We start from the raw sequence: 26,385 nt of genomic DNA on the forward strand, positions 1-26,385 counted from the left end.
AATACTATAAAAATGAAAAGAAGAAATTTTATACAAAAGTCAGCCCTTTCTGCCAGTGCATTAACATTAGGAAGTTCTATTGCTTACGCAGCAAATAAGCATCAAAAAGTGATGAAACCTACTTTTAATTTAAAATATGCTCCGCATTTGGGTATGTTTAAAAATCATGCAGGTAAAGATCCTATAGATGAGTTAAACTTTATGGCAGACCAAGGCTTTACCGCTTTTGAAGATAATAAAATGCGTAAAAGAGATATTGCCTTACAAGAGAAAATGGCAAGCACAATGCAAAAAAGAGGCTTAGAAATGGGCGTTTTTGTAGCAGTATTTTTAAAAGAAGGTAATGTAGCATCTGGAGATAAAAATATACAAGAAGCATTTTTAAAACACTGTAAAGAATCTGTAGAGGTTGCAAAAAGAGTAAATGCAAAGTGGATGACTGTGGTACCTGGTAATATTGCCGATAAAGTAAGAGCAGGCTACCAAACGGCTAACGTTGTAGAAACTTTAAAACGGGCATCGGATATTTTTGAGCCACATAACCTAACAATGGTTTTAGAGCCATTAAACTTTTTTAATCACCCTGGAGCCTTTTTAACAGATTCTCCGCAAGCTTATGATATTTGCAAAGCTGTAGATTCTCCGTCATGTAAAATTTTGTTTGATATATACCATCAACAAATACAAGAGGGTAATTTAATACCAAATATGGAAGCTTGTTGGGATGAGATTGCATACCTGCAAATAGGTGATAACCCTGGACGTAATGAGCCAACAACAGGAGAAATAAATTATACAAATGTGCTTAAATTTATTCATGATAAAAAGTACAATGGTATTTTAGGTATGGAACACGGTAATTCTAAACCAGGAAAAGAAGGAGAAAAAGCAGTGTTAGAAGCGTATAAACAAGTAGATAGTTTTAAGTAAAATAATATAGAATGAAAAGAAGAAATTTTTTACAAAAATCTGCACAAACGGGAGCTTTACTTACCTTGGGTAGTTTAATACCTAATACGGTATTAGGAATGCCTTTTACCAAGACAGATACCGAATTATTTTTTAAGTTGTCTTTGGCAGAATGGTCTTTTCATAGAGCTATAAAGTCTGGAGAAATGGATCATTTAGATTTTGCTGCCAAAGCACAAAGTTTTGGCTGTACAGGTGTAGAGTATGTTTCTAACTTATTTAAAACTAAAGCCAAGGACAAAACCTATTTAAAGCAAATGAATACGAGAGTTGCAGATGCAGGTGTAGAAAATGTTTTAATTATGATAGGCGGAGAAGGTAACTTAGCTACAGCAAACGCACAAGACCGATTAAAGGCTATAGAAAGGCATTATAAATGGATAGATGCTGCTCATTTTTTAGGCTGTAAAACCATACGAGTAGACCTAAGAGGTGGAACAGATAAAACGGAAGCAGCAAAAGCATCTGCTGCTTCTTTAGCAACATTAGCTAATTTTGCTAAAAGCTCTAATATAAATGTGGTAGTAGAAAATCACGGTGGATTTTCATCAGATGGGGTATGGCTTTCTAATATTATGAAGCAAGTAGGTCTTAGTAATTGCGGAACCTTACCAGATTTTGGAAATTTCTGTATAACAAAGGATAAGAATAAAAATTGTTTAGAGTCTTATGACCTTTATAAAGGTATGGAAGAATTATTGCCTTTTGCGAAAGGTGTAAGTGCTAAAAGCAAAAATTTTGCTGCTGATGGTACAGAGACAGATATAGATTTTTATAAAATAATGAAACTTGTTAAAGAGTCAGGATACACTGGTTTTGTTGGTATAGAGTATGAGGGTACTTTACTATCTGAAGATGAGGGAGTACAAAAAACAAAAGATTTGCTGTTAAAAGTAGCAAAGCAATTATAAGTTTATTGTTAGTTTAAGTTGAGATAAGGAGGCTAAATTGTTATTATTTAGCCTTCTTTTTTGTACCTCCTAATTTGTGTGTAAAGCTTAAAATAATATAGCGACCTAGACTTTCAGACTCTGTTTCTTCAAAGTAATTAATAGTACTTCTTCTATCTATATTAATATTTTTATCCAATAAATCTATCAATACTAATTTTAATAAATTACTTCTATTTTTAGTTAGAGCGTAAGAAACGGTTGCATTCCATAAAGGGAGCTTTTGGTTACTATTAAATTTATCATCAACAAAAACAAGATAATCTAACTGTGTATTAAAGCTTAGTTTTTTGGTAAAATCCTTATCAAACATTACAAAGTATTGCTGTTTTGTATATTTTCTGTCTAAATTGTTTTCTATAGAAAAAGTGGTGTTGTTTGTGCTGTATGTAGCACCAGCTTTAACATCTAAAGTACTCTTGTTACTGTTTTCTAAAAGTAGGCTAAGCATAATATCTGTAGACTTTACTTTATTGGTTTGTAAGTTAACAATAGAATTGGCACTGGTGTAGGTGTTTTTATTTTTAAAAGTATATCTAAGTCCAATATCCTTTAATTTTTGTCCAAAGCTTATGCTGCTATTAAAACGTTCTTTTTTGCCGTTATTTTGGTAACTTATAGTTCTTATATAGTCATCATCTATGGTGACGCTTCTAATAATTGCATCTGTTGTAATTTGGTAATCAAATTTGGTATTAAAACTTAAGTCAGATTTAAAGTTATGCACTACAGTATTTATTGTAAATGCATTGGTTTTTTCTGCACTTAAGTCAGGATTACCTTTTCTTATATTATATGGGTTTATATCATTAATAACTGTGGAGCTTTGAAAACTATTAGGGTTACGAATAAATTTTCTGTAGTTAAGTCTATATTTTTGACCTCTAACAGGTTTGTACATAATATTTGCCATAGGATTAATATAAAGTTTATTAGAAAGTCTATTGGCATCTGTAATAACGCCAAAAGACCTACTAAGTTCTTGTAACTCTATAGCTGCATATGTATTTAACTTGCCGGGACTGTAGCTGTGTGCTAATCTTGTTTGGGCACTATTTTCTATATGCTTGTATTTATAAACCAGCAACTCATCTTTAGAGGTTGTAGTTATTGTGGTTTTAGATTGATGAACATCTTCGTTATTTGTTCTATTTCTTAAATATGTTTCTAGTTTTGCGTAGTGGTTGTTACCTAAGGGCTCTGTATATTTAAAGTTGAGGTTTACCGTAGTGGTTGAAAAATCTTCATCCCTAATAGCATCAATAGTACTGGTGGTAGGGTTATCTGTATTTTGTCTTCTTGTAATTTGTGTTGTTTGGTTATTTAATCTGTTAGAGTTGTTTACTGTTGTTTTTAACCCAACATTAAAACTACGTCCAATTTTTGCCAATCGTTGGTAAAAGTTAATGGTAACGTCTCCAATGCTTTTATCTCTTTTGTTATTAGATGCTGCTATGTTAGTGGTAGCCAATTCATTTAAATCATTAAAATAAAAACCATCCCTGTTGGTTATATAGTCAATATTATCCTTGGTAAACTTTCCTTTAACTAACAAGCTATTGTTTTTGTTAGACTTGTTTTTATAATCAAAATTTAGATTGTAATTATTAGAGCTGTTATTAAAGGTATTCTCTGTTCTGTAGTCAAAATTAGAGTTGTTAGAAAAATTTATTCGTTTTGTATTAGAGACGCCTTCATTGTCAGATAAATTGTAAAAAAAATCTATATTTAAAGACTCTTTATCTTTAAACTCGTGACCAATATTTATACCGGCAACACCGGTTTTTAAATATCCGCTTAAGCTTTTGGTTTTTAGATTTGTGTCATCATCATCAGATTCATCTGCAATACCATTGGCATTTTTTAAAAAGCCCTGTATATTAGAACCTGTAACGTTTATGTTGTTAAGTTTTCCTATTACAGAAAACTGGGTTTTAGATGTAAATTTATTGTAATTAAGGTTGCTAAAATATTTACTGTCTAAGCCCATACCGGCAGATACTTTACCAAAACCATTATTCTTCTTTGTTTTTTTTAGGGTGAAATTTATGACCATTTGTTTGTTACCATCGTCTACACCTGTAAGTTCAGACTCATCACTCTTTTTATCTATAATTTCTATTTTAGCAATTGCATCTGCAGATAAATTTTTTAAAACAATAGATGGGTCTCCACCAAAAAACTCTTTACCATCTACCATTATTTTAGCAACCGAATTACCTTGAGCGTTAATATTTCCGTCAGCGTCAATTTCTAAACCTGGTAATTTGGTTAGTAGTTCCTCTAAGTTATCATCAGAATTTGTTTTAAAAGAGTTGGCGTTGTAAGCTATAGTATCTTGTTTTATTTGTATTGGTACTACGGCAGTTAATGTTATTCCGTCTAGAGCAAATGATTCTTCTTTAAGTACAATTGTATTAAGGTCTAGTAAATCTGTATTATAATCAATATTCTTAAAAAAAGATTCAAACCCCATAGATGAAATCTGTAGAATATAGTTTCCTAATTTTGCTTTATCTAAGGTAAATTCACCGGCGTTATTGGTTATGGTATAATCTACGTAAGTGGAATCTTTTGGATTTAGTAATGTAACCGTAGCTGCTTCAATAGGTTGTTTGTTTTCTTCTGTAACTTTTCCTGTAATACCACTTTTAGATTGGGAAAAAACTGTTGTAAAAGAAAAAAAGAGGATAAATATATAACTAGTTGTGGTAATTTTTTTCCTTTTAGACATAGACTGTTTGGTTGTAGTTTCAATTAAAAAATAGCATTGGTTATGTGCTATAAGTTCAAATATAACAGGTTAATACTGCCTATATGTAGCTTAAAATAAATTTAGTTTTTTTATTGATAAGGACATGGACAAGGGCCTTTTTTTTCGATTTACTGATAAATACATCTTATTTATTTGTAAGTACAATCTTACTAAAAAGATAAGGTAGTTTTGTAGTGCAAATAAATATAAACTTTAATTTTTTACTATGATGAAAAACAATTCAAACAATTGGGTAAACTTTCAAACTCCTAAATTAAATAATTTTCGGGTTAAACGTATTTTTTTAGGGGTATTAGCAGCAGGTTTTATTTCTTGTTCAAATGATGATTTACAAGATCCTGTGCCTTTAAACGATTCTAGTTCACTTTTAGATGAGGGCACTAGCGTAAAAGTACTAATGCTTAAAGAAAAAGATTTTTATACCCCGCCAACTAGTTATGCAGTAACAAAAAACTTAGTTAAAGATTATGGTGCTGATAAATTGTTTTCTACAGATGATAGTCAAAAACTGCAAAACGCAATTAATGATATCTCTGACAAAGGGGGAGGCAAGCTATTTATACCAAAAGGTAATTATTCTGTATCTGATGTAAAGCTAAAATCTAACGTGCATGTTATAGTTAATGGCGAAGCGGTAATTAGACCATCTGTTAGGCCTAATACAAACAAAAACTATGCAATGTTTACCTTTGGTAAGGAGTCTGCAGTAGTAAAAAACGTTAGTTTTAGGAGTGCATCTTCAACTAAATTTACGGTAGATTTAACCAAGGCTAACAATCCAAATGTTGCTGTATTTAATTTTAACAATGTAGAGAATTTTTCAATATCGGACTTTAGGGTAAAAGATAACTTAACTAAGTTCTCTTCTGTAACGATGGGAATTACGGAGTTTAATAATAAATACTATTGGCCTAGAAATGGTGTTATTAAAAATGCAACTACATTAAACTCTGACTATGGGTACGGTTTGGTACAAATACAAGCGGCAAAAAATGTTTTGTATAAAGACCTAAGTGGCATTGGTGGTGTAACATTAAGACTAGAAACTGGTTGGACATTTATGAACGACTTACAAAAAGGAGGAGTAGAAGATATGTTTGGAGAAAATATTTCATGTACTAATGGCAATGCAGCAGTTATGGTTTCTCCGCACGCTATGCATAATGGTAAAGTATACGTAAATGGTATAACAGCTAATAGTTGTGGCTTTGCTGTGCGTTTAGAGGGTGGTTTTGTTTCTAAAAAATACTCAACTCCAGGATTAACAGATGGTACTTTTAGTAACGTAACTATTAATAATGTAAAGGCTACTTTTGGAACTAAAGATGCGCAATTAAAACCAAAGCATTATAAATATATGCCCTGTAATTTAAGGAGTTCAATAGATGAAAACCCAATAGTTGCTGGCGGAGATTCTTATAACGGACCATCTATAAGTGCAGTTGTAAATACACCTAATTATGCTGTTACTTTAAATAAAAATAGTGTTAAAGGTACTGGTTTTACAGAAGGTTATGTAATAGTAACGGATGCACAAGCTAAAACAGACGCAGAATGTAATTAATTAAGAATATGTTTTTAATAATGACTCTTAAATGAGTATTTAGTTTTAATTAATTAAACCAGAGCACTTAAATGTTCTGGTTTTTTTGTAAAAAGTATGTTGCTTTAACTGGTAATGTGCGTTTAATTTACTAATAAATACATATTGTAAACTACTAGGCACATTTGCTATAATGATATTAAAGATATTTACGCTAAACATTTTTATATTTTGAAAAGAGCAAACATTTACAAAAAGACCTTACTACTTGCTGCTGTCACTGGATTAGTTTTTACCTCTTGTAAAAATAAACCCAACCAAACAGCAGAAGTAACAGTAAAAGAAGAGGTAGTAAAAAATGAAAAACCAAATATTGTGCTATTATTTGTAGACGATTATGGTTGGTCTGACATTGGGTATAGAAACCAAACTTTTACTACGCCTAACTTGGATAAATTTAAAAAAGAAAGTTTAGACTTTAATAGAGCATATATACCGACACCTACTTGTAGTCCAAGTAGGTTGTCTTTGCTTACGGGTAAAGAAGCAATTAGGTTGGGTATGCCAAGACATATTGCATTGGACAAAGATAATCCTGATGCCGAATATAATTTATGGCCTTCAGATCCTGTGCAAATGCCTTCTAGAAATTACTTGCCTTTAGAAGAAGTAACATATGCAGAACGTTTACAAGAATTAGGGTATTATAATATGTTTATTGGTAAATGGCATTTAGGGCATCCAGGACGTTACCCAAAAGACCAAGGTTTTGATGCCGAATATGGAACCACAAACTCTGGACATCCAAAAAGTTACTATTACCCATTTTTTAAACAAGAAGATGATCCAAGAGGCTTTTTAAAGTCGGGAGTTAAAGAAGGAGATTATTTAACAGACGTGCTTACAGATGGCGCTGTTAATTTTATAAAAGACTATAATAAAGAAAAGCCATTTATGCTTTCGTTTTGGTATTATTCTGTTCACGGTCCGTCTATAGGTCGTAAAGATTTACTTAAAAAACACCAAGATGCAGGTCTAGAGGGTAAATACGCACACCACGCTGCTATGGTAGAAGCTATGGATGAGTCTGTTGGTCGTGTACGCAAAGCATTAGAAGAAAAAGGAATTGCAGATAACACGGTAATCATTGTACTATCAGACCAAGGTGGTGCGTATACAAATGCACCATTAAGTGGCGGTAAAAAAGGAGGTAATACTTTAGGTGAAGGTGGTGCTCGTGTACCATTACTAATAAATTATCCTGGAGTAACTAAAGCCAATACAGAGACAAATGTACCTGTGCAGTCTATAGATATTTATCCAACCTTAATAGAAATTGCATCTGGTAAAAAATGTGAAGACACTCAAATTAACGGTGTTAGTTTACTTCCGGTTTTAAAAGGTGAAACACTAGAAAAACGAAATTTATATTTCTTTAGAAGTTATGAAGATCAATATGCCGCTGTAATGGCGGGCGATTTTAAACTTATAAAATACCATAGTGGTACATACCATTTATTTAATGTAGCTAAAGATATAAGCGAGCAAGATGATTTAATGGGTAAGGGGCTTCAAATAGAAGAAGAGCTTAAAAACGATCTTGCAAATTGGGAAAAAGAAGCTGTTCCTGTTTATTCAAAATAGAATATTAGATTTATGAAAAACCTTATTTTATCAATCTTTATACTTGCAATTTGTATTTCTTGCGGTTCTAAAGATAAAAAAGACCTTGCTTTAACTGATAAAGAACCTAAAGAAACCCCTCAAACTAAAAAGCCAAATATTATATTTTTATTGGCTGATGATATGGGCTATGGTGAGCTAGGTTCTTACGGTCAAAAAGTAATTAAAACTCCGTTTTTAGATAGTTTAGCATCTGTAGGTATGCGCTTTACAGATTTTTATGCAGGTACATCTGTATGTTCACCATCTAGAGCTGTGTTAATGACGGGTCTACACACAGGCCACGTTAGTATTCGTGGTAATAAAGGAGAATATCCTAATAAATATGATAGAGTACCTTTAAAAAAGTCTGAAAAAACAATAGGAGAAATGCTACAGCAATCTGGCTACCAAACAGCTATGATTGGAAAATGGCATTTAGGAGTGCCCGAAGATGTATCTACTTGGGCAAAAGGCAGAGGTTTTACGTATGCTGTACAAGAACAATGGGGAGAAGATGCTAACGGTAATGAGATAGATGAACGTGTACACTGGGTAAACAACAATCAGGATTCTATTTTTTACAACTACAATAACTACAGCTGTCTAGATGAGTTTAGAACCAACTTTGCATTAGAGTATTTAGATAAAAAGGACGCTAGTAAACCTTTTTTCTTATACATGTCTTATAGAACACCACACGCACACGAGTTCTTTTTAAGTAAAAATGATTTGTATACTGATAAAATAGAGGAATGGCCAGAGATAGAGCGCAGACATGCAGCGCGTATAACAATGTTAGATGCACAAATAAAACGCTTGTTTACTAAACTAAAAGAAAGTGGCGAGTTAGATAATACGTTAATTGTGTTTTCTAGTGATAACGGACCAACCAATGAAAATCATCATGATTATACCTTTTTTAATAGTTCTGGTAATTTAAATGGCTACAAAAGAGATGTGTATGAGGGTGGCGTAAGAGTACCAATGATAGCTTATTGGAAAGAAAAAATAAAAGGAGGAACTACAAGTAACCATCCTAGTACTTTTTACGATGTTATGCCAACTTTGGCAGAAGTAGCAACGGCAAAAGTGCCAAATAAAACAGACGGAATTTCTTTTTTGCCAGAACTTTTGGGCAAAAAACAAGCAAAACATAATTTTTTATATTGGGAAATTCAAGAAGGCAGATCAGTAAAAGGGTACAGGCAGGCGACAAGGTTTGGTAGTTGGAAAGCAGTACGTTACAAAGATAATTATCACACAGAATTGTATAATTTAGATACAGATTTGTTTGAGAAAAATGACGTATCTGCGCAGTATCCAGAAATTGTAGAAAAGGCAAATAAAATATTAAAAGAACAAAGTGTACCAATAGCGCATTATCCATTTTCTGGTGGCGTATTTAAAAAGTAAAACTATGATAAAAGTTAAAGAAATTTTATGGTGTGTAGCATTGGCTTTGCTGCTAATGGCTTGCGGTGGTAAAACCGATAAAAAAGTGGCTGTTGTAGAAACACCTACAGAAGCTAAAAAACCAAATATTATTTGGATAATGGCGGAAGATATGAGTACTGACTTAGCCTGTTATGGTATGCCAGACGTTAAAACTCCGTTTTTGGATAAAATGGCAAAAGAGGGAGTGCTTTTTACCAATGCTTTTGTTACAAATCCTATCTGTTCTCCTAGTAGATCTTCTATGATGATTGGTACACATCAACTAAAAACAAATACTCATAATCACCGTAGTAATAGAGAGGTTCCCTTAGATCCACAATTTACACCTTTTACTAAATTATTAAGAGATGCTGGTTATACTACCATTTTGGGGAACCATGCTGTTTTAAATAAAGGAAGAAAAATAGATGTAAATTTTAAGCATGAAGCTATTGGTGCTTGGGACGGAAAAACTCAATTTGGATTGTTTGATAAATACGATACCATTGAAAAATCTGATCAACCATTTTTTGCTCAAATACAATTGCAAGTGACACACAGAGGAGAATGGTGGGATAGAATTAGAGAAGAATCTAAACACCCAGTAAATCCTGAAACGCTTACATTGCCTCCTTATATGGCAGACCATCCTGCAGTACGCTTAGATTGGGCTAAATATTTAGACCAAATAGAATATATGGATAGTGAGGTTGGTATGCTGTTTAAAGAATTAGAAGATAAAGGATTAGCAGATAATACTATTGTAATTTTTATAGGCGATAACGGTCGTTGTAATATTCGTGGTAAAGGCTATTTACAAGATCCGGGTTTACGTATTCCTTTGTTAGTACATTACCCTGCTAAATTTAAAGGGAATAAGGTAAGAAAAGATGTTATTAGTGCAACAGATATAACGGCAAGTATTATAGATTTTGCAGGTATACCAGTACCAAGTTATATGACAGGTTCACCTATTTTTAGTGATAATTTTAATAGAGAATACAATTATGCAGCTAGAGATTTATGGGATGAAATTGTAGAAAAATCTAGGTCTGTTACAACAACGGAATGGTCTTACATACGTAATGATATGCCAGAGGTTCCTTATGATGCCCACCAAGCATATTTAGAGTTTTATAGGCCAGCTGTGCACGTAATGCGTACGCTTTATAAAGAAGGAAAGTTAAACGAGAATCAGGCTCCGTTTTTTGCGCCTACAAAACCAAAAGAAGAACTATACCATTTAACAGAAGATCCTAATGAATTGGTAAATTTAGCCGAAGATCCAAAATATGCAGATGTGTTAGAAAAATTGCGTAATAAAACAGCCGTTTTTGATGAGCAGATGAAACCTGTTAGTGCTATTTATGATCCTATACTAACAAATGGACCAGAACTAATTGCTTGGGTTAAAAAAGAAAAACCAGAAGAATATAAAAAAATGCTTGCTGGAGCAGAAATAGGGCATAAAAAAATGAATAAGGAATACAGAGCAGCTTTAAAAAAGGCAAATAAAAAATAAGAATTACCAAAAATGAATTACCTGAAAACCAAAACTGCTTTTACTCTTTTTGTTTTATTAGTAGCTGTTGCAGTGCAGTCTTGCACAAAAGATGTGCCTACTACAATAGCTATAAATAAAGATTGGAAGTTTAAAATAATAGACGAATCTAAAGTAGCAGCCAAAGACTTGGCTACAGCAGAATTTAATGATAAAGATTGGCAAAGTGTACAATTGCCACATACGGCAAATATAGAGCCACTGATTGTTAATAACCAATGGCAAGGCATATGTTGGTATAGAAGAACAATTGCTATTTCTAATGATGATGCTAATAAAAAGGTGTTTTTTGAGCTAGAAGCGGCAATGAATTTTTCAAAAATTTGGGTGAACGGAAAATTAGTTTCTGAACACCACGGTGGATATTTACCAATAGCTTTAGACTTATCGGACTATATAAAAGCAGGAGAAAATTCTATTGCTATTAGACTAGATAATACAGATAATGAAATTACAGGGCCAAAGCCATTAAAACGGTTAGACTTTAATATGTATGGTGGTTTGTATAGAAATGCAAAGTTATCAGTTAAAGAAAATGTGTATATTTCTAATGCTGTATTGGCCAATAAAGTTGCGGGTGGTGGTATTTTTATTACCTACCCAAAGGTTAATACATCTTCTTCTTTGGTAAACATTAAAACAAATGTTGCTAATGATAGTAATGAGGAGCAAAGTATTACCGTAGTACAAAGTATACTTAAAAATGGTAAAGTAGTAAAAGAAAATACATCAGATAAAATAACTGTTGCAGCCACTAAAAGTACAGATCATATTGTACAGTTAGCTATAGATAGTCCTGACTTATGGTCACCAGACAACCCTAATTTGTATGAGTTAGAAACTAAAATACAAGTAAAAGGTAAAACAGTAGATGTACAAAAAACGAAATTTGGTATTCGTGTTTTTGAGTTTATAGAAAACCAACTATATGTAAACGGTGAAAAAACATTTTTACGTGGTGTAAATAGGCACCAAGAGTATCCTTTTATAGGGTATGCCTTGTCTAACAACGCACAATACCGTGATGCTAAAAAAATAAAAGATGCTGGTTTTAATTACATAAGATTATCACACTACCCGCAATCTCCAGCTTTTTTAGATGCTTGTGATGAGCTTGGTTTGGTTGTTATAGACGCCATTATGGGTTGGCAATATTATAATGATACAGATGCTTTTAGAGAATATTGTTACCGTTCTGCATCAGAATTAATACGAAGAGATAGGAACAGACCATCTGTTTTGGCTTGGGAAGTATCTTTAAATGAGACCAAGATGCCTATTTTCTTTATGGAGGAATTAAATAAAATAGTACATGCAGAATATCCTGGAGACAATGTATATTCTTGTGGTTGGATGGATGATGTGTATGATATTTATTTACAAGCGCGCCAGCACAGAATTATGCATCCACATGCACTAAAAGATAAGCCATACTCTGTATCTGAATATGGAGATTGGGAATACTACTCTAACAACGCAGGTTTAAATCAGCATAAATTACCAAAAGATATTAGACTAGAAAAGAGTAGTAGGCAGTTAAGAGCAGATGGCGAAGTTAGATTGTTACAACAAGCTTACAATTTACAAGAATCTCATAATGATAATTTAACAACACCAGCGTATTCAGATAGTTATTGGGTGATGTATGACTACAACCGTGGGTACCATAATGATATTGAAGCTTCAGGTATTATGGATATTTTTAGGTTGCCAAAATTTGGGTATTATTTTTACCAAAGTCAGCAAAGTTTTCATCAAAAAAAGGTATTAAAGATAGCAACGTACTGGAATAATAATTCGCCTACAGATGTAAAAGTATTTTCTAATGTAGATGAAGTTAAGTTGTTTTTAAATGATGAATTAATAGCAACGCAAAAACCAGATCAAGATCGTATATCTACAAAACTTACACACCCACCGTTTACATTTAAATTAGGGTCTTTCTCTGCCGGAACTCTAATGGCTAAAGGATTTGTTAACGGAGAACAAGTTGCAGAAGATACTGTAAAAACACCAGAAAAGGCTACTAAATTAAAAATTTGGGTAGATGAGAGTACTAGACCTGCTGAGGCAAATGTAAACGATGTTTTATTTGTATACATAGCTGCGGTAGACGCCAATGGTACGGTAATACCAGATTTTAATGGCGCAATAGATATTACAGTAGGTAATGGATTAGAAGTTTTAAATGTAGAAGCAATAACAGCTGAAGCTGGTATTGCTACGGCAGTTGTAAAGGTTGGAGCAGAATCGGGATCCGTACCAGTAAGTGCACTATCTAACACCTTAAAAGGTACTTATGATTTTATGATAAAATAGTCTGTAGGGAAAAACATTCTGTTGATAAAAGACAGTTTCTAAGGGGATTAATTCCTTTTTAGAAGCTGTTTTTTTAGTTTTAGATTCAACCTAAAAGGGCTTTTTTTAATGCCTTAGCAAAGATGATATGCTTTTTACGGTATTTTCGCAAAATTTGGAGGTTATATTGTAAATCTGCCATACGTTTTATTCGGCTTAAATGCCGTTTTTATCCCTTTTAAATTAAAAAAAATAAAAGTAATTTCAATTGTAATGTATTGATATTGTAGTTTTTAGGTGTTGTTTTACGGAAAGATACATTTGATTTACGGGTATAGACAAAGTTATTGCATAAAAACTGCAACTTTATGAAACAATTAACATACTATCAGTAAATAATGAACAAGAACTCCAAAAATAATACGAATATAAAATTAGCACTATTTGTTGTCCTAATTACATTTATAACGAGTACTGGTTATGGTCAAAATAATGCATCAGAAAAAGTACTATTTAAAGTAAATATAGCAGAAGATGCTACACCATATGTATTGGCTAGAATTTTACAGGCAGAGGTGTCTCCAATTTCAGAAATTAAATTTGAAAAAGGAACATATCATTTTTATCCAGATTTAGGATTAGAAAAGTTTGTACATATATCTAATCATAATGATGTTATTGTAAAAACAGCTTTTCCTTTAGATGGATTTAAAAACTTAACGATAGACGGTCAAGGTTCTAGTTTTATTTTTCACGGAAGAATGATTCCTTTTTTAATAGACAATGCTACTAATATTACAATAAAAAATGTGTCAGTAGACTGGGCGCAATCTTTTCATAGTGAAGCAACAGTTGTTGCAAATAATAATGAAGAGCACACGTTTGATATTCAAATATCTAATGAGTACCCTTATGAAATTAGAGACAACCAATTAATATTTATAAAAGAATATTATGAGCACGATTTTGGACAGGCTATTTTATATGATCCAGTACGTAAAGCAATCTCTTTTAATACAGAAGCCTATACCTCTTTAGCATTATACAAAAAGGTAGATGTTAGTAGAAACATAGATAAAATTAAATACAAGTACCCTACAGACAGGCAAGATCCAGATAAAAGAATTATTAGTAGAGAATCTTATATGGTTTTTAAAGAAATTACACCAGGTGTAGTGCGTATTTATAACCATAAAAAGAAATTACCAGAGGTTGGTAAAATTATAGTTAGTAAAGGAGAGCAGCAACACAATAGGTTGGCACCTGCTTTTAGAGTATCTAATACCATTGGTTTTAATGCTACTAATGTAAATGTACACCACGCTGGTGGTATGGGGTTAATTGCAGAAAATAGTGAAAACCTTATTTTAGATGGTTTTAATGTTACTCCGTCTAACGGGCGTATGGTGTCTACAAGTGCAGATGCTACGCACTTTGTGGGTTGTAGAGGTCAGGTTGTGTTAAAAAACTGTACATTTTCTAATCAGTTAGATGATGCAACAAATGTACACGGAACATACCAAATTGTACAAGATGTAAAAGACGAGTACACATTAGGTATTAGAATGGGGCATTTTCAGCAACAAGGATTTGTTATCGGTAGAACTAATGATAAAATCGGATTTTTACGTTTAACTAATTCATTTTTTCCATTTGCAGAAAATTCTATCAAGAGTATTAAAAAGATAAATAGCAGATACCAAATTATAACTTTTAATCAAAAATTACCAGCAGACCTTAAGGTTGGTGATTTAATAGAAAATCTAGATGCTTACCCAGAATTAACGGTAGAGAACTGTACAATTAAAAATAACAGAGCACGTGGTTTGTTAATTTCTACACCTAGAAAAACAGTAATTAAAAACAATTTTTTTAGCACAGAGATGGAAGGTATTTTAATTCCGGTAGAAAGCGGAAATTGGTATGAGTCTGGTAGTGCTAGGGATTTACTAATAACAGGCAATACTTTTCAAGATTGTCAGCACAGCGGTTTTAATAGAGGTGTTATTAGGTTTGATACAGATGATGATAATAAAAACACGGCATTTAAAAATATTAGAATAGAGAATAATGTTTTCAATCAGTTTGATAATTTAATTCTTCAGGTGAAAAATGTAGATGGTTTATTGTTTACAAAAAATACAATAACAAACTCGGGTACGTTTCCTCAGCTGCATGCAGACAACCCTGCAATACGTATAGAGCATTCAAAAAATATTCAATTTAAAAAGAATACATACAAGGGGAAAGCATCTACAATTTTAGAAGCAGATGACTCAGCAGGTAAATTAAAGTTTAAATAAAAATACTAACTAAAAACTCGGCAAAAAATGAAATAACGATTAAGAATACATAATAACTAACTAAAAAACTAAAACTTATAGAAAATGAAAAACAAAATAAAACGCCCCAAGCCAAGGACAATTGGTTCTAAGGTACTACTAATGGTACTGCTGTTGTTCTTCACTTTTACTTCATTTGCACAAGAAATAGAAGTAAAAGGAACAATTACAAGTGCTGATGATGGCTTGCCAATAGCAGGTGTCTCTGTAGTGGAAAAGGGAACAACAAATGGAGTAGCCGCAGATTTTGATGGTAATTATGCTATAAAAACTAAAGTAGGAGCAACTCTAGAATTTAGCTTTATTAGTATGCAAAGAAGAGCTATTAAAGTAACAGGAAATAAACTAAATGTTGTTTTGGAGCCAGATTTAGAGGCTTTAGATGAAGTAGTTGTTATTGGGTATGGTACAGTTAAGAAGAAAGAACTTACCGGAGCCGTAGCGCAAGTAAAGTCAGAGGCAATTGAAAAATTTATAACACCAGATTTAGCTTCTGCTTTACAAGGGCAAGTAGCAGGTGTAAATATTACTGCAAATTCTGGAGAACCAGGAGAACAGTCTAGCATACAAATTAGAGGTATAACATCTTTATCTGGTAGTAATACACCATTGTTTGTTGTAGATGGTATACCACAGCAAGGAGATCCTAGGTTAAGCGCTAACGAAATAGAAACTATAGATGTATTAAAAGATGCTGCTTCTGCAGCTGTATATGGTACTCGTGGTGCTGCCGGTGTAATCTTAATTACAACAAAAAGAGGTAAAGAAGGTGCAATGCGTGTAGAGTTTAACCACTCTTACGGTATACAAGACTTAGGAAAAAACATACCATTGTTAAATACTAAGCAGCAGCTTTATTTTGAGACACAAATGAAAAAATACTATCCACAAGCTTTTGATCCAGGACCAAATAGAGCAGAATGGTTAAGTAATGATAACGATTTAAGAGACATTGTATTAATAGATAACACAGAAAGTAAAACCTATAATTTAAATATTTCTGGAGGAACAGAAAAATTTACGTACAATGTAGTAGGTGGTTATTTTGATGCAGGAGGAGTGCTTATTGGTTCTTCTTTTAAAAGGTATAATGGTAGAGCAAATACAACGTACAATACAGAGAACTGGAAAATTAGTACAAGTATTGGGTATACATTAGAAGACAGGAATAGAGCAACAAACAGTTTGCTTACAAACGCAATACGTTACAAACCTTATTACCCTATAATAGACAGAACATCTGATGTGTTTTTTACAGAATCTGGACAAGGTGGTGTAGAAACGCCCTTAAATACATTAGCGCAAAATCTTAAAAGAAAAGATAACGAAAAGACAGATAAGATTAATGTTAGTTTAAGTATTAACCGTAAAATTACAGATGACCTTAATTTTACGACTAGAATTGGAGCCAACATAAACAACGCTGTTAGAAACATATTTAGACCAAGGTTTGAGCTTTTTGATGTTACCACAGAAACATCTGAAGTAGATCCATTAAAAAGTGGTGTATCTGCACAATCATCTAGATTAAGTGTTTTTAGTTGGGATGGAAGCTTTAACTATAAAAAATCTTTTGGAGACCATACTGTAACGGCTTTAGCTAGTACCTCTTTTGACGAAAGAAATTTCCAATCTTTTATAGCTTCTAGAAACGGAGTTATTTCTAATGAGGTAGAAGTAATAAATAATGCAGGACAAGATCCTTTAGCAGAATCTGGAATTAATTATGTTAGAAAAAACATAGGTTTAATTGGTAGACTGCAATACAATTACAAAGGTAAATACTTACTTTCTGGTTTAATTAGAAGAGATGGTTCTAGTAAGTTTGGAGAAAACTACCGTTGGGGTAACTTTCCTTCTCTTTCTGGAGCGTGGAATGTATCTAGTGAAGAGTTCTGGTCTTCTTTAAAAGGAACAGTAAATAACTTTAAAATTAGAGCCAGTCACGGTACAGTGGGTAATGATAGTTTTAACGATTACCAATTTGCATCTGTAATTTCTGGAGAAAGAGATTATATTTTTGATCTTAATGATGCTGTTGTCAACTTAGGCTCTGCAGTAGTTGCATACTCTAATCCGCAAGTAAAATGGGAAACTTCTATATCTGATAATATTGGTATAGATTTAGGTTTCTTTAAAAATAAATTTACACTTACCGCAGATTACTACGTAACTAAAAAGGAAGATATGTTGTTCCCAGTTAGGTTGCCAGGATCTACAGGTGTAGTTACTGGTCAGCCGCAAAATGTAATTTTAAATATTGGTAATATGACCAATAAAGGTTTAGAAATAGGTGCACAGTACAACGAGAAAATAGGAAAAAGTAAAATTACTATTGGTGCTACGTTTACTAAAAACTCTAATGAAATTACAAGTATTGTAGATGGTGTAGATATTATTTATAACTCTAATTCACAAGTACTAGGTTCTCCTGCTACAGTTTTTAAAGTTGGTAGAGAAGCAGCTTCATTTTGGTTGCACCAAACACAAGGAACTATAAAAACAGAAGAACAATTAATAGCTTACCAAGAATTAGACTCTAATGCAAGACTAGGAGATTTAATATATACAGATCAGATTACTGTAGATACCGATAATGATGGTATAGCAGATGCTGGCGATGGTAAAATTACAGATGATGATAGGGTATATTCTGGTAGTGGTTTACCAGATTTTGAAGCTGGGTTTAACTTTACATGGGCATATCAAAATTTCGATTTTTCTATGAACTGGTATGGTTCTGTAGGATCAGAAATTATTAACGGTACAAAAGCAGATGCTTTTACTAGAGGTCGTCACAGAGATTTATACAATATGTGGACACCAGAGAACCCAACATCTAATGTGCCTTTTTATATAGATCGTAATGGGAGACATCCAAATTATGATGGTGACACAGATTTATGGGTAGAGAGTGGTGATTACCTTAGACTTAAACAAGTTTCTTTAGGGTACAGCTTAGATAAGGATATGCTAATGAAAAACGGAATTTCTAAATTAAGAATCTATTTTTCTGCACAAAATCCGTTAACAATTACTGGTTATGATGGTTATGACCCCGAAGTAGGCGGGGGTAATGTAGCGCAAAGAGGACTAGATTTATCTAGATTTCCATTAACATCTTTGTATTCACTGGGTATTAACATAAGCTTCTAAACAAAAAATTATGAAAAAGTATATAGTTATAATCGTATTAATTGCGGCAGGGGTTTTTCATTCCTGTTCAGATTATCTAGAAGAAACCAACCCTAATTTTTTGTCTTCAGATACATATTGGAGAACATTAGAGGAATCAGAATCTAACCTTACATCTGTATATGGCGGTATGTTAGATCATTTTATATTAGATTTAGAAGAAGAGTTTTACCGTACAGATTTGGCACATCCAGGGCCTAGAAATAACCCAACAGGTGCTTATTTACCTTGGTACCAACACCGTCTAACTTTTGATAATTCTATTGTGCAAAAAAGATGGGATTCTAAATACAGAGTAATTTGGAGAGCTAACCAAGTTATAGAAGGTTTAAATTCTATGACAGATGATCTTAAATCTAAACAAAGATGGACAGAGCAAATGGCACAAGCTCGTTTTTTTAGAGGTTTAATGCATTTTTATTTGCACTCAACTTTTAATGAAGGGAAAATAATTATTAGAGAGTCGGTTCCAAAATCAACAGCAGATTACTCTAAAGCTCTGTCTACATCAGAAGAAGTTATAGCATTTTTTACTGAAGATTTAGAGTATGCTTATAATAATTTACCATTGCAAATGAAACCTATTTCTAGGGTAGATGCAGGTGCTGCAGCAGTAATTTTAGGAACTAGTTATTTGTATAGAGGTGAGTATGATAAAGCTAGTACATATTTTAATGATGTTATTAACAATGTAAAAGGCGATTATGGCTATGAGCTGGAGCAAGATGTTTCTAAAATGTTTACTACTGCTGGGGAGTTTAACTCAGAATCTATTTTTGAAATTAACTACGGCAACGATCAACAATTAGAAGATGGCTTTTTTAATGAGGAATCATTTAATAACAGGTTAGCACGTAGATCTGCACCAACGGCTAAACACGCAGAAGAAAAATTAGCTATAGGCGGACAAGCACAGTTGTTACCTTCTGCTTGGTTAACATATGCGTACTCTACAGAAGCTATGGATATGCAAGATCCTAGAAATTATGTAGATGGGGATATTTCGGGTATACTTAGAACAATTCCATTACGTGGGGCGCAAACAATAGCCGTAGTAAATGATGAGATATCTGAATATTATAAATATACAGCTGCGCAGACAACAACTTTTGGTGGTACTAGATTTTCAAATTATAAAAAATATACCAATCACATAGGCCACGTAACAGAGTTTGAAACATCTACATCTCCTTGGAAATCTGGTAGAAACGTAGTTGTTAATCGTTTGTCTGGTGTGTATTTAATGCAAGCAGAATGTATGCTAAATACAGGTAATGTAGGTGGTGCATTAGACTTAGTAAACCAAATACGCCAACGTTGGGGATTACAATTATTAGGTATGCCAGATGGTAGTGCACACGATTTTGATGGTGTAACTTATTCATCTACTACATTAATGCAACATTTAATGTATAAAGAATATCCTTTAGAGTTGTCTTTAGAAGGTTTTTCTACAAGAACAATAGATTTACGTCGTTGGGGAGTAACTTTAGAGAGGTTTCAAGATTTAAGTACTCAAGTTTTTTCTGTAGGAGATTATACTTATACAAGAACAAATGGTAATGAGGCATTACGTAAGCAAAGTTTATTGCAAACAGGCAATGGACCTAAAAAATTCTCAGAATATACAGATGCGGCTGCGGCTTGGTCTGCAGGTGAAACTGGCTATTTTGAAATTCCACAAGGGGAAAGACTTAACAATAATAAGATTAACGACTAAAAACAGAACCAGATGAAAACGATACATAATAAAATAAAATTTTGCTTAGCATTAGTTGTTCTGTTCTTTGCGTTTAGTTGTGAAGAAGAAGATGATTATGAACCACCATATAATGATTTTTCTAGTCTTACTATTTGGACCTCTTTTGAATTTGATGACGAAGAACAAGAAATACAAGAAATTGTGGTAAATAAATACGTTGCCTTTAACGATATATCTAGAGGCTTGTTAAGTCATGAGTGGCAAATTGAAGATGGTATGCGGTATATGAATGGTAATTTTACAGCAGCAGATACTTTAAACTATGCACGCTTTGTAAAATCTGGTGTAGGTAAAGTAACCTCAGACGAAGCAATCTATGTTCTTTTTGATGAGGTTGGAGAAAAAAATGTGAGACTCATAAATACCTATAAAGATTCTGTAGCAGAATCTGTAAAAGTAGATGATGTCTGGAAAGTAGATAAAACAATAACAGTTACTGTTTTAGAAGAATAATTTATAAAGGTTCCGTTTCAATTTAATATTGAAATGGAATCTTTTTTTTAATAGAAATAAGCATAATTAATAGTAAAATTAACACCCTATGAAAAAAACTCTTAACCTGGTAGTACTTTCATTTGCATTAGTAGCATTTGGTTGCAAAGATAAACCTAAAGAAAAGCAAGAGGTTGCAGTAGAAGAAAGTAAAGACGTAAAACCTAATGTTGTTGTTATTTATTTAGATGACTTAGGGTATGGAGATATTAGCTCGTACGGAGCAACAGAATTAAGTACGCCAAATATAGATGCTTTAGCTTCTGGTGGCTTAAAGTTTACAAACGGTTATGCATCTTCTGCAACTTGTACTCCTAGTAGGTACGCGTTATTAACAGGTATGTATCCTTGGCGTAATAAAGATGCTAAAATACTACCGGGTACAGCACCATTGTTAATTAGTACAGAACAACAAACATTGCCTAAAATGCTTAAAAGTCAAGGATACCAAACAGCAATAGTTGGTAAGTGGCATTTAGGGCTAGGAACAGGAACTGTAAATTGGAATGAGCGTGTTTCTCCAGGTCCTAATGAAGTTGGCTTTGATGAAGCTTACATACTAGCTGCAACACAAGACCGCGTACCAACAGTTTATATAGACAATGGTAATGTTGTTGGTTTAGATCCTAAAGACCCAATAGAAGTAGATTATGAAACAAATTTTGAGGGTGAACCTACGGCTATAGATAATCCAGAAATGGTAGATATGAAATGGCACCACGGACACAATAACAGTATTGTAAACGGTATTGGTAGAATAGGGTTTATGAAAGGTGGCGATGCCGCTAAATGGAGTGATGTGGATATGGCAGATCATTTTTTAGCTAAAGCACAAGACTACGTAAAAACGCATAAAAATTCTCCATTCTTTTTATACTATGCAATGCAACAGCCACACGTGCCACGTACACCACATCCTCGTTTTGCAGGCAAGTCTGGATTAGGTCCAAGAGGTGATGTTATTTTAGAAGCAGACTGGTGTATTGGCGAGTTTGTAAAAACATTAAAAGAAGAAGGTCTTTTAGAGAATACTTTAATTGTTTTTTCTAGTGATAATGGTCCTGTTTTAAATGATGGGTATTATGATGATGCTGTAGAAAAAATAGGAAAACACGATCCAAAAGGAGGTTTAAGAGGTGGTAAATACAGCTTGTTTGAGGCTGGTACACGTGTTCCTTTTATAACGTATTGGAAAAATCATATTAAACCTGGTGTATCTGATGCTATTGTTTGCCAAATGGATTTATTAGCTTCTTTAGCAGATTTAGTTGGTACAGAAGATAAGACTACAGACAGTAAAGATATTTTGGAAACGTTTTTAGGTAAAACGGATAAAGGAAGAGATAATTTGGTCATAGAGGCAACCTCAAGAACTGCGTTACGTAGTGGAGATTGGTTAATGATACCTCCTTACAAAGGAAAAGTATACCAAGAAAAAGTAGATATAGAAACAGGTAGTAGCCCAGATTTTCAATTGTACAATGTTAAAGAGGACAAGGGACAACAAAATAATCTTGCAAAATCTAAGCCTGAAAAATTGCAAGAAATGGTAGCTGAGTTTGAAGCTATTCGTGGTAAAAATTACAATAACATTCAGCAATTAAAACTTAGGTAATTTATTATTTTTAATAATTTAGAATGAAATTAATGAGATTTATAAAGACTAGCGTATATGTTGTTTCTACATCATTGCTTTTTTTAGCTTGTAAAGAAACAAAAAAGCAACCTGAAGCAACAGTTGTAAAAGAGGAAGTTGTACAACCAAAGCCTAATATTATTTACATTCTAGCAGATGATTTGGGTTATGGCGACTTAAGTAGTTATGGTCAGGTAAACTTTAAAACACCAAACATAGATAAGTTAGCTGCCAGAGGTATAAAATTTACACAGCATTATACAGGTTCTGCGGTATGTGCACCGTCTAGATCTTCTTTAATGACTGGTTTACACACAGGGCACACGCCCATTAGAGGTAACAGAGAATTAAAGGGACAAGAAGGACAGGAGCCAATACCGGCTTCTAGTGTTACCATAGCAGAGGTTTTAAAAGACGCGGGCTATACTAATGGCGCTTTTGGTAAATGGGGATTGGGTTTTATAGGTTCTACAGGAGATCCAATAAATCAGGGTTTTGATGCCTTTTATGGCTACAACTGTCAACGTATGGCACACCGTTATTACCCCCCACATTTATGGAAGAACGATGAAAAAGTACTTTTAGAGGGTAATGATTATACCAATATGGTTACCTATGCACCAGATCTTATACAAGAGGAAACTTTAAAGTTTTTAGAAGATAATAAAGACAAACCATTTTTTGCTTACGTGCCTTTGGTTTTGCCTCATGCAGAGTTAATGGCGCCTAAAGATTCTATTTTTAAAAAGTACGATGGTAAGTTTAAAGAAGTACCACATACAACTAAAGAAAGTTACACGTCAGATTATGGGCCAGATATTAACCCAGCCGAATACAGCTCACAAGACAAGCCATATGCAATGTATGCATCTATGGTAGACAGGTTAGATGTGTATGTAGGGCAAATTGTAGCTAAGGTTGAAGAACTAGGCATTGCAGACAATACAATTATTATGTTTGCTAGCGATAACGGACCACATAAAGAAGGTGGTGCAAGTCCGGCTTATTTTAATAGTGGAGGCGGATTAAAAGGACAAAAAAGAGATTTGTATGAAGGTGGTATACGTACCCCTTTTATAGCAGTTTGGCCTAACAAAATTAAAGCAGGTACTACTACAAATATGGTTTCTGCTTTTTGGGATATTTTACCAACGGTAGCAGATATTACAGAAACTACAATTCCGGTTGCTGTAGATGGAGTGTCATTAGTACCAACTTTACTAGGCCAAGGCGAGCAAAAACAGCACGATTATCTGTATTGGGAATTTAATATTCAAAAAGGTAGAAAAGCAGTTAGAAAAGGCGATTGGAAAGGAGTTTGGTATAAAATGAATGCAGCAAAACAAGGAAAGTTTGAACTGTATAATTTAGCTAAAGACCCTAAAGAAGAACACAATGTTGCTTCTGCAAACTTAAATACAGTAGCAGAATTAAAACAAATAATGAAAGATTCCCATTCCGAGTCTGAGTTATTTCCGTTTGAGTAAATTCTATTTTTAATACATTAAAAAGTCGTGCTTTGTAGCACGACTTTTTGTTTATATATATTGTTTTTATTTAAGACGATTCTCTAACAATAAGCTTAGCCTCTAATATCTTTTTATTTAATTGCTGAGTAGTTGTTTTTTTATCTGCATACTCTAAAAAAGTCTCAGCTGCTAGTTTACCAATTTCGGCACTATGTTGGTCTACTGTAGTAATGGTTGGTGTAACCATTGTAGTAAAGGGTTCGTTACCAAAACCAACAAGCGCAATAGTTTTGGGCACAGCAATATTTTCTTCCTTTAAAATTTGTAGAGCACCAAGAGCAGCATAATCACTAGCAGCATAAATAGCATCTGGTGGGTTTTTAAGAGCTAGTAACTTTTTCATTTGCGTTCTACCATCTTCAATAGTAAGGTTACTTTCGCTTACATACTCATCAACCAAAGTAAAGCTGTGCTTTTGCAGTGCATCAACATAACCTCTAATTCTATTGTTGAAAATACGCGTATGTTTAAATCCGCCTATATGAGCAATGTTTTTTCGTCCTTGTTCTACCAAATGTTCTACAATCATATGGCTACTATCATAATCGTTAATACCAATATAATCTACATTTAAATCGTTTTCACCTCTATCAAACAAAATAAGCGGAATGCCTTTTGACTTTATTTTTTCAAAATAATCTAAATCAACAGTTTCATTTGCCATAGACGCAATAATGCCATCTACCTGCGTAAAAAGCAACGTATCTATATTGTTACATTCTTTGGTGTAAGACTCGTTAGATTGGGTTACAATTACATTGTAGCCCTTACTGTTTAAAACCTCTTCTATGTTTTGTAAAACCGATGAAAAATAAGAACTATTTGTACTTGGTACCATAACACCAACCAGGTTACTTTTACCACTACGTAAGGCGCTAGCAAGGTTATTTGGCTGGTAATCTAAATCTTTTGCTATTTTTTTTACAGCGTCTTTTGTCTTTGTACTAATTCTAGAATCGTTACGTAATGCTTTAGAAACTGCAGCAGTAGATATGTTTAACTTAACAGCAATATCTTTAAGAGTGGTTTTTTTGTTTGACAATTTTTAATATATTTGCTTAATCGATTAACCAAAAGTATTAAAAATACAATTACAATCAAAGCTATTGTTGTTTACAACGCGGTTTTGATTTTATTTTAACGCAGTGCTTAATCGATTAACCAATGCCTATTTTAATTAAAATGTATTAAAAATGAAGAAAGTTGTAACCTTTGGGGAAATAATGTTGCGTTTATCTACAGATAGACATTTACGCTTTTCACAAGCCAATAATTTTACAGCTACGTATGGAGGGGGAGAATTTAACGTTGCAGTTTCTTTGGCAAACTATGGCTTAGAGGCCGAGTTTGTAACACGATTACCAGACAACGATTTAGGTAGAACAGCCTTAATGGAAATTAAAAAAAGAAACGTACTGGCAAACAACGTTGCCTTTGGAGGCGATAGGTTAGGAGTCTATTTTCTAGAAACAGGAGCAGGTACAAGAGGCAGTAAAGTAGTGTACGACAGGGCAAATAGTGCAATGGCAACAATACAAACGGGTACAATAGATTGGGAAAAGGTATTTAAAGATACGGCCGTTTTTCATTGGAGTGGTGTTACGCCAGCAATTTCTCAAGACGCAGCAGATGTTTGTTTAGAGGCTGTTAAAGTTGCAAGTAAAATGGGGGTATTTATTACATCTGACTTAAATTATAGATCCAAGTTGTGGCAATACGGTAAAGAGCCAAAAGATATTATGCCAGAATTATTATCTTACAGTAATGTAATATTGGGAGATTTAGATACCGCCTTCTTTATGTCGGGCCAGCCTACTGTGGAGCCCAATTATCAAAAAAGAGCAACCCTACCAGAGTTGTATAACAAGTTATTTAAATTGTATCCTAAATTGGAGAAGGCAGCAACAACATTACGTTATTCTATAAGTGCGTCTCACCAACAAATAGGTGGTATTTTATATGACGGTACAGAGTTATTTGGTGCAGTTGTAAAAGATGTTACACCTGTTGTAGACAGGGTTGGTAGCGGAGATGCTTTTATGGGAGGCTTAATTTATGGTTTGTTAAATACAGAGTATACACCACAACAAGCAGTAGATTTTGCAGTAGCAGCTTGTTGTTTAAAACATACAGTATCTGGTGATATTAACTTGGTAACAGTAGAAGAAGTAGAAAAATTAATGCAAGGAGATGCTTCTGGCAAAGTAGCTAGGTAACTTGTAAATTAGTAAAA

At 33.3% G+C, this 26,385-nt stretch carries 16 protein-coding genes; 14 read left to right on the plus strand and 2 right to left on the minus strand.

The window, feature by feature from the left end; all coding sequences use genetic code 11:
* Positions 1–12 precede the first annotated feature (12 nt).
* Together M4I21_RS05990 and M4I21_RS05995 are read left to right on the plus strand one after the other, a co-directional pair.
* On the plus strand, positions 13–930 hold the full coding sequence (locus M4I21_RS05990; protein ID WP_249558212.1) for a hydroxypyruvate isomerase family protein: 918 nt from the start codon (positions 13–15) through the stop codon (positions 928–930).
* An 11-nt stretch (positions 931–941) separates the two neighbouring features.
* Positions 942–1,880 carry a sugar phosphate isomerase/epimerase family protein gene (locus tag M4I21_RS05995; RefSeq protein WP_249558213.1) on the plus strand — a complete coding sequence of 313 codons (939 nt, stop codon included), beginning with the start codon at positions 942–944 and terminating at the stop codon, positions 1,878–1,880.
* Positions 1,881–1,923: 43 nt separating this feature from the next.
* Here M4I21_RS05995 and M4I21_RS06000 read toward each other — a convergent pair whose 3' ends face one another.
* On the minus strand, positions 1,924–4,653 hold the full coding sequence (locus M4I21_RS06000; RefSeq protein WP_249558214.1) for a carboxypeptidase regulatory-like domain-containing protein: 2,730 nt from the start codon (positions 4,651–4,653) through the stop codon (positions 1,924–1,926).
* Between the two features lie 247 nt (positions 4,654–4,900).
* Here M4I21_RS06000 and M4I21_RS06005 point away from each other — a divergent pair, with 247 nt between their 5' ends.
* From M4I21_RS06005 to M4I21_RS06055, 11 genes are all read left to right on the plus strand, one after another.
* Positions 4,901–6,259 carry a glycosyl hydrolase family 28-related protein gene (locus M4I21_RS06005; protein WP_249558215.1) on the plus strand — a complete coding sequence of 453 codons (1,359 nt, stop codon included), beginning with the start codon at positions 4,901–4,903 and terminating at the stop codon, positions 6,257–6,259.
* Positions 6,260–6,469: 210 nt separating this feature from the next.
* The gene (locus M4I21_RS06010) at positions 6,470–7,882 is read left to right on the plus strand and encodes a sulfatase (protein ID WP_249558216.1); all 1,413 of its coding nucleotides are present in this window, start codon (positions 6,470–6,472) and stop codon (positions 7,880–7,882) included.
* Between the two features lie 12 nt (positions 7,883–7,894).
* On the plus strand, positions 7,895–9,316 hold the full coding sequence (locus M4I21_RS06015; RefSeq protein ID WP_249558217.1) for an arylsulfatase: 1,422 nt from the start codon (positions 7,895–7,897) through the stop codon (positions 9,314–9,316).
* 4 nt (positions 9,317–9,320) lie between these two features.
* Positions 9,321–10,859 (plus strand): sulfatase family protein, encoded by a 1,539-nt coding sequence (locus tag M4I21_RS06020; protein WP_249558218.1) that lies wholly within the window; start codon positions 9,321–9,323, stop codon positions 10,857–10,859.
* 12 nt (positions 10,860–10,871) lie between these two features.
* Positions 10,872–13,217, plus strand: coding sequence for a glycoside hydrolase family 2 TIM barrel-domain containing protein (locus M4I21_RS06025; RefSeq protein ID WP_249558219.1), 2,346 nt, complete (start codon positions 10,872–10,874; stop codon positions 13,215–13,217).
* A 377-nt stretch (positions 13,218–13,594) separates the two neighbouring features.
* Positions 13,595–15,499 carry an alpha-1,3-galactosidase-related protein gene (locus M4I21_RS06030; protein ID WP_249558220.1) on the plus strand — a complete coding sequence of 635 codons (1,905 nt, stop codon included), beginning with the start codon at positions 13,595–13,597 and terminating at the stop codon, positions 15,497–15,499.
* 84 nt (positions 15,500–15,583) lie between these two features.
* Entirely contained in the window at positions 15,584–18,694 is a 3,111-nt protein-coding gene (locus M4I21_RS06035) for a SusC/RagA family TonB-linked outer membrane protein (RefSeq protein WP_249558221.1), read from the plus strand.
* Between the two features lie 10 nt (positions 18,695–18,704).
* A complete protein-coding gene (locus M4I21_RS06040) occupies positions 18,705–20,453 on the plus strand; it encodes a RagB/SusD family nutrient uptake outer membrane protein (protein ID WP_249558222.1) in 1,749 nt (582 codons plus the stop codon).
* Between the two features lie 12 nt (positions 20,454–20,465).
* Positions 20,466–20,948, plus strand: coding sequence for a hypothetical protein (locus M4I21_RS06045; protein WP_249558223.1), 483 nt, complete (start codon positions 20,466–20,468; stop codon positions 20,946–20,948).
* Positions 20,949–21,036: 88 nt separating this feature from the next.
* A complete protein-coding gene (locus tag M4I21_RS06050; protein ID WP_249558224.1) occupies positions 21,037–22,602 on the plus strand; it encodes a sulfatase family protein in 1,566 nt (521 codons plus the stop codon).
* A 32-nt stretch (positions 22,603–22,634) separates the two neighbouring features.
* Positions 22,635–24,110, plus strand: coding sequence for an arylsulfatase (locus tag M4I21_RS06055; protein WP_249558225.1), 1,476 nt, complete (start codon positions 22,635–22,637; stop codon positions 24,108–24,110).
* A 70-nt stretch (positions 24,111–24,180) separates the two neighbouring features.
* Here the strand turns inward: M4I21_RS06055 and M4I21_RS06060 are convergent, their stop codons facing one another.
* Entirely contained in the window at positions 24,181–25,194 is a 1,014-nt protein-coding gene (locus tag M4I21_RS06060) for a LacI family DNA-binding transcriptional regulator (RefSeq protein WP_249558226.1), read from the minus strand.
* Positions 25,195–25,345: 151 nt separating this feature from the next.
* On the opposite strand from M4I21_RS06060, the gene M4I21_RS06065 reads away from it, so the two are divergent.
* The gene (locus M4I21_RS06065) at positions 25,346–26,368 is read left to right on the plus strand and encodes a sugar kinase (protein ID WP_249558227.1); all 1,023 of its coding nucleotides are present in this window, start codon (positions 25,346–25,348) and stop codon (positions 26,366–26,368) included.
* Positions 26,369–26,385: the final 17 nt, after the last annotated feature.

Source organism: Cellulophaga sp. 20_2_10, assembly GCF_023476645.1.
In the GTDB taxonomy this organism is placed as follows: Bacteria; Bacteroidota; Bacteroidia; order Flavobacteriales; family Flavobacteriaceae; genus Cellulophaga.

Bases quoted from the DNA above. Each gene is read 5' to 3' on its own strand.
- M4I21_RS06055 (WP_249558225.1), top strand. From the start codon at position 22,635: ATGAGATTTATAAAGACTAGCGTATATGTTGTTTCTACATCATTGCTT.
- M4I21_RS06040 (WP_249558222.1), top strand. From the start codon at position 18,705: ATGAAAAAGTATATAGTTATAATCGTATTAATTGCGGCAGGGGTTTTT.
- M4I21_RS06025 (WP_249558219.1), top strand. From the start codon at position 10,872: ATGAATTACCTGAAAACCAAAACTGCTTTTACTCTTTTTGTTTTATTA.
- M4I21_RS06035 (WP_249558221.1), top strand. From the start codon at position 15,584: ATGAAAAACAAAATAAAACGCCCCAAGCCAAGGACAATTGGTTCTAAG.
- M4I21_RS06030 (WP_249558220.1), top strand. From the start codon at position 13,595: ATGAACAAGAACTCCAAAAATAATACGAATATAAAATTAGCACTATTT.
- M4I21_RS05990 (WP_249558212.1), top strand. From the start codon at position 13: ATGAAAAGAAGAAATTTTATACAAAAGTCAGCCCTTTCTGCCAGTGCA.
- M4I21_RS05995 (WP_249558213.1), top strand. From the start codon at position 942: ATGAAAAGAAGAAATTTTTTACAAAAATCTGCACAAACGGGAGCTTTA.
- M4I21_RS06050 (WP_249558224.1), top strand. From the start codon at position 21,037: ATGAAAAAAACTCTTAACCTGGTAGTACTTTCATTTGCATTAGTAGCA.
- M4I21_RS06065 (WP_249558227.1), top strand. From the start codon at position 25,346: ATGAAGAAAGTTGTAACCTTTGGGGAAATAATGTTGCGTTTATCTACA.
- M4I21_RS06005 (WP_249558215.1), top strand. From the start codon at position 4,901: ATGATGAAAAACAATTCAAACAATTGGGTAAACTTTCAAACTCCTAAA.
- M4I21_RS06015 (WP_249558217.1), top strand. From the start codon at position 7,895: ATGAAAAACCTTATTTTATCAATCTTTATACTTGCAATTTGTATTTCT.
- M4I21_RS06045 (WP_249558223.1), top strand. From the start codon at position 20,466: ATGAAAACGATACATAATAAAATAAAATTTTGCTTAGCATTAGTTGTT.
- M4I21_RS06000 (WP_249558214.1), bottom strand. From the start codon at position 4,653: ATGTCTAAAAGGAAAAAAATTACCACAACTAGTTATATATTTATCCTC.
- M4I21_RS06020 (WP_249558218.1), top strand. From the start codon at position 9,321: ATGATAAAAGTTAAAGAAATTTTATGGTGTGTAGCATTGGCTTTGCTG.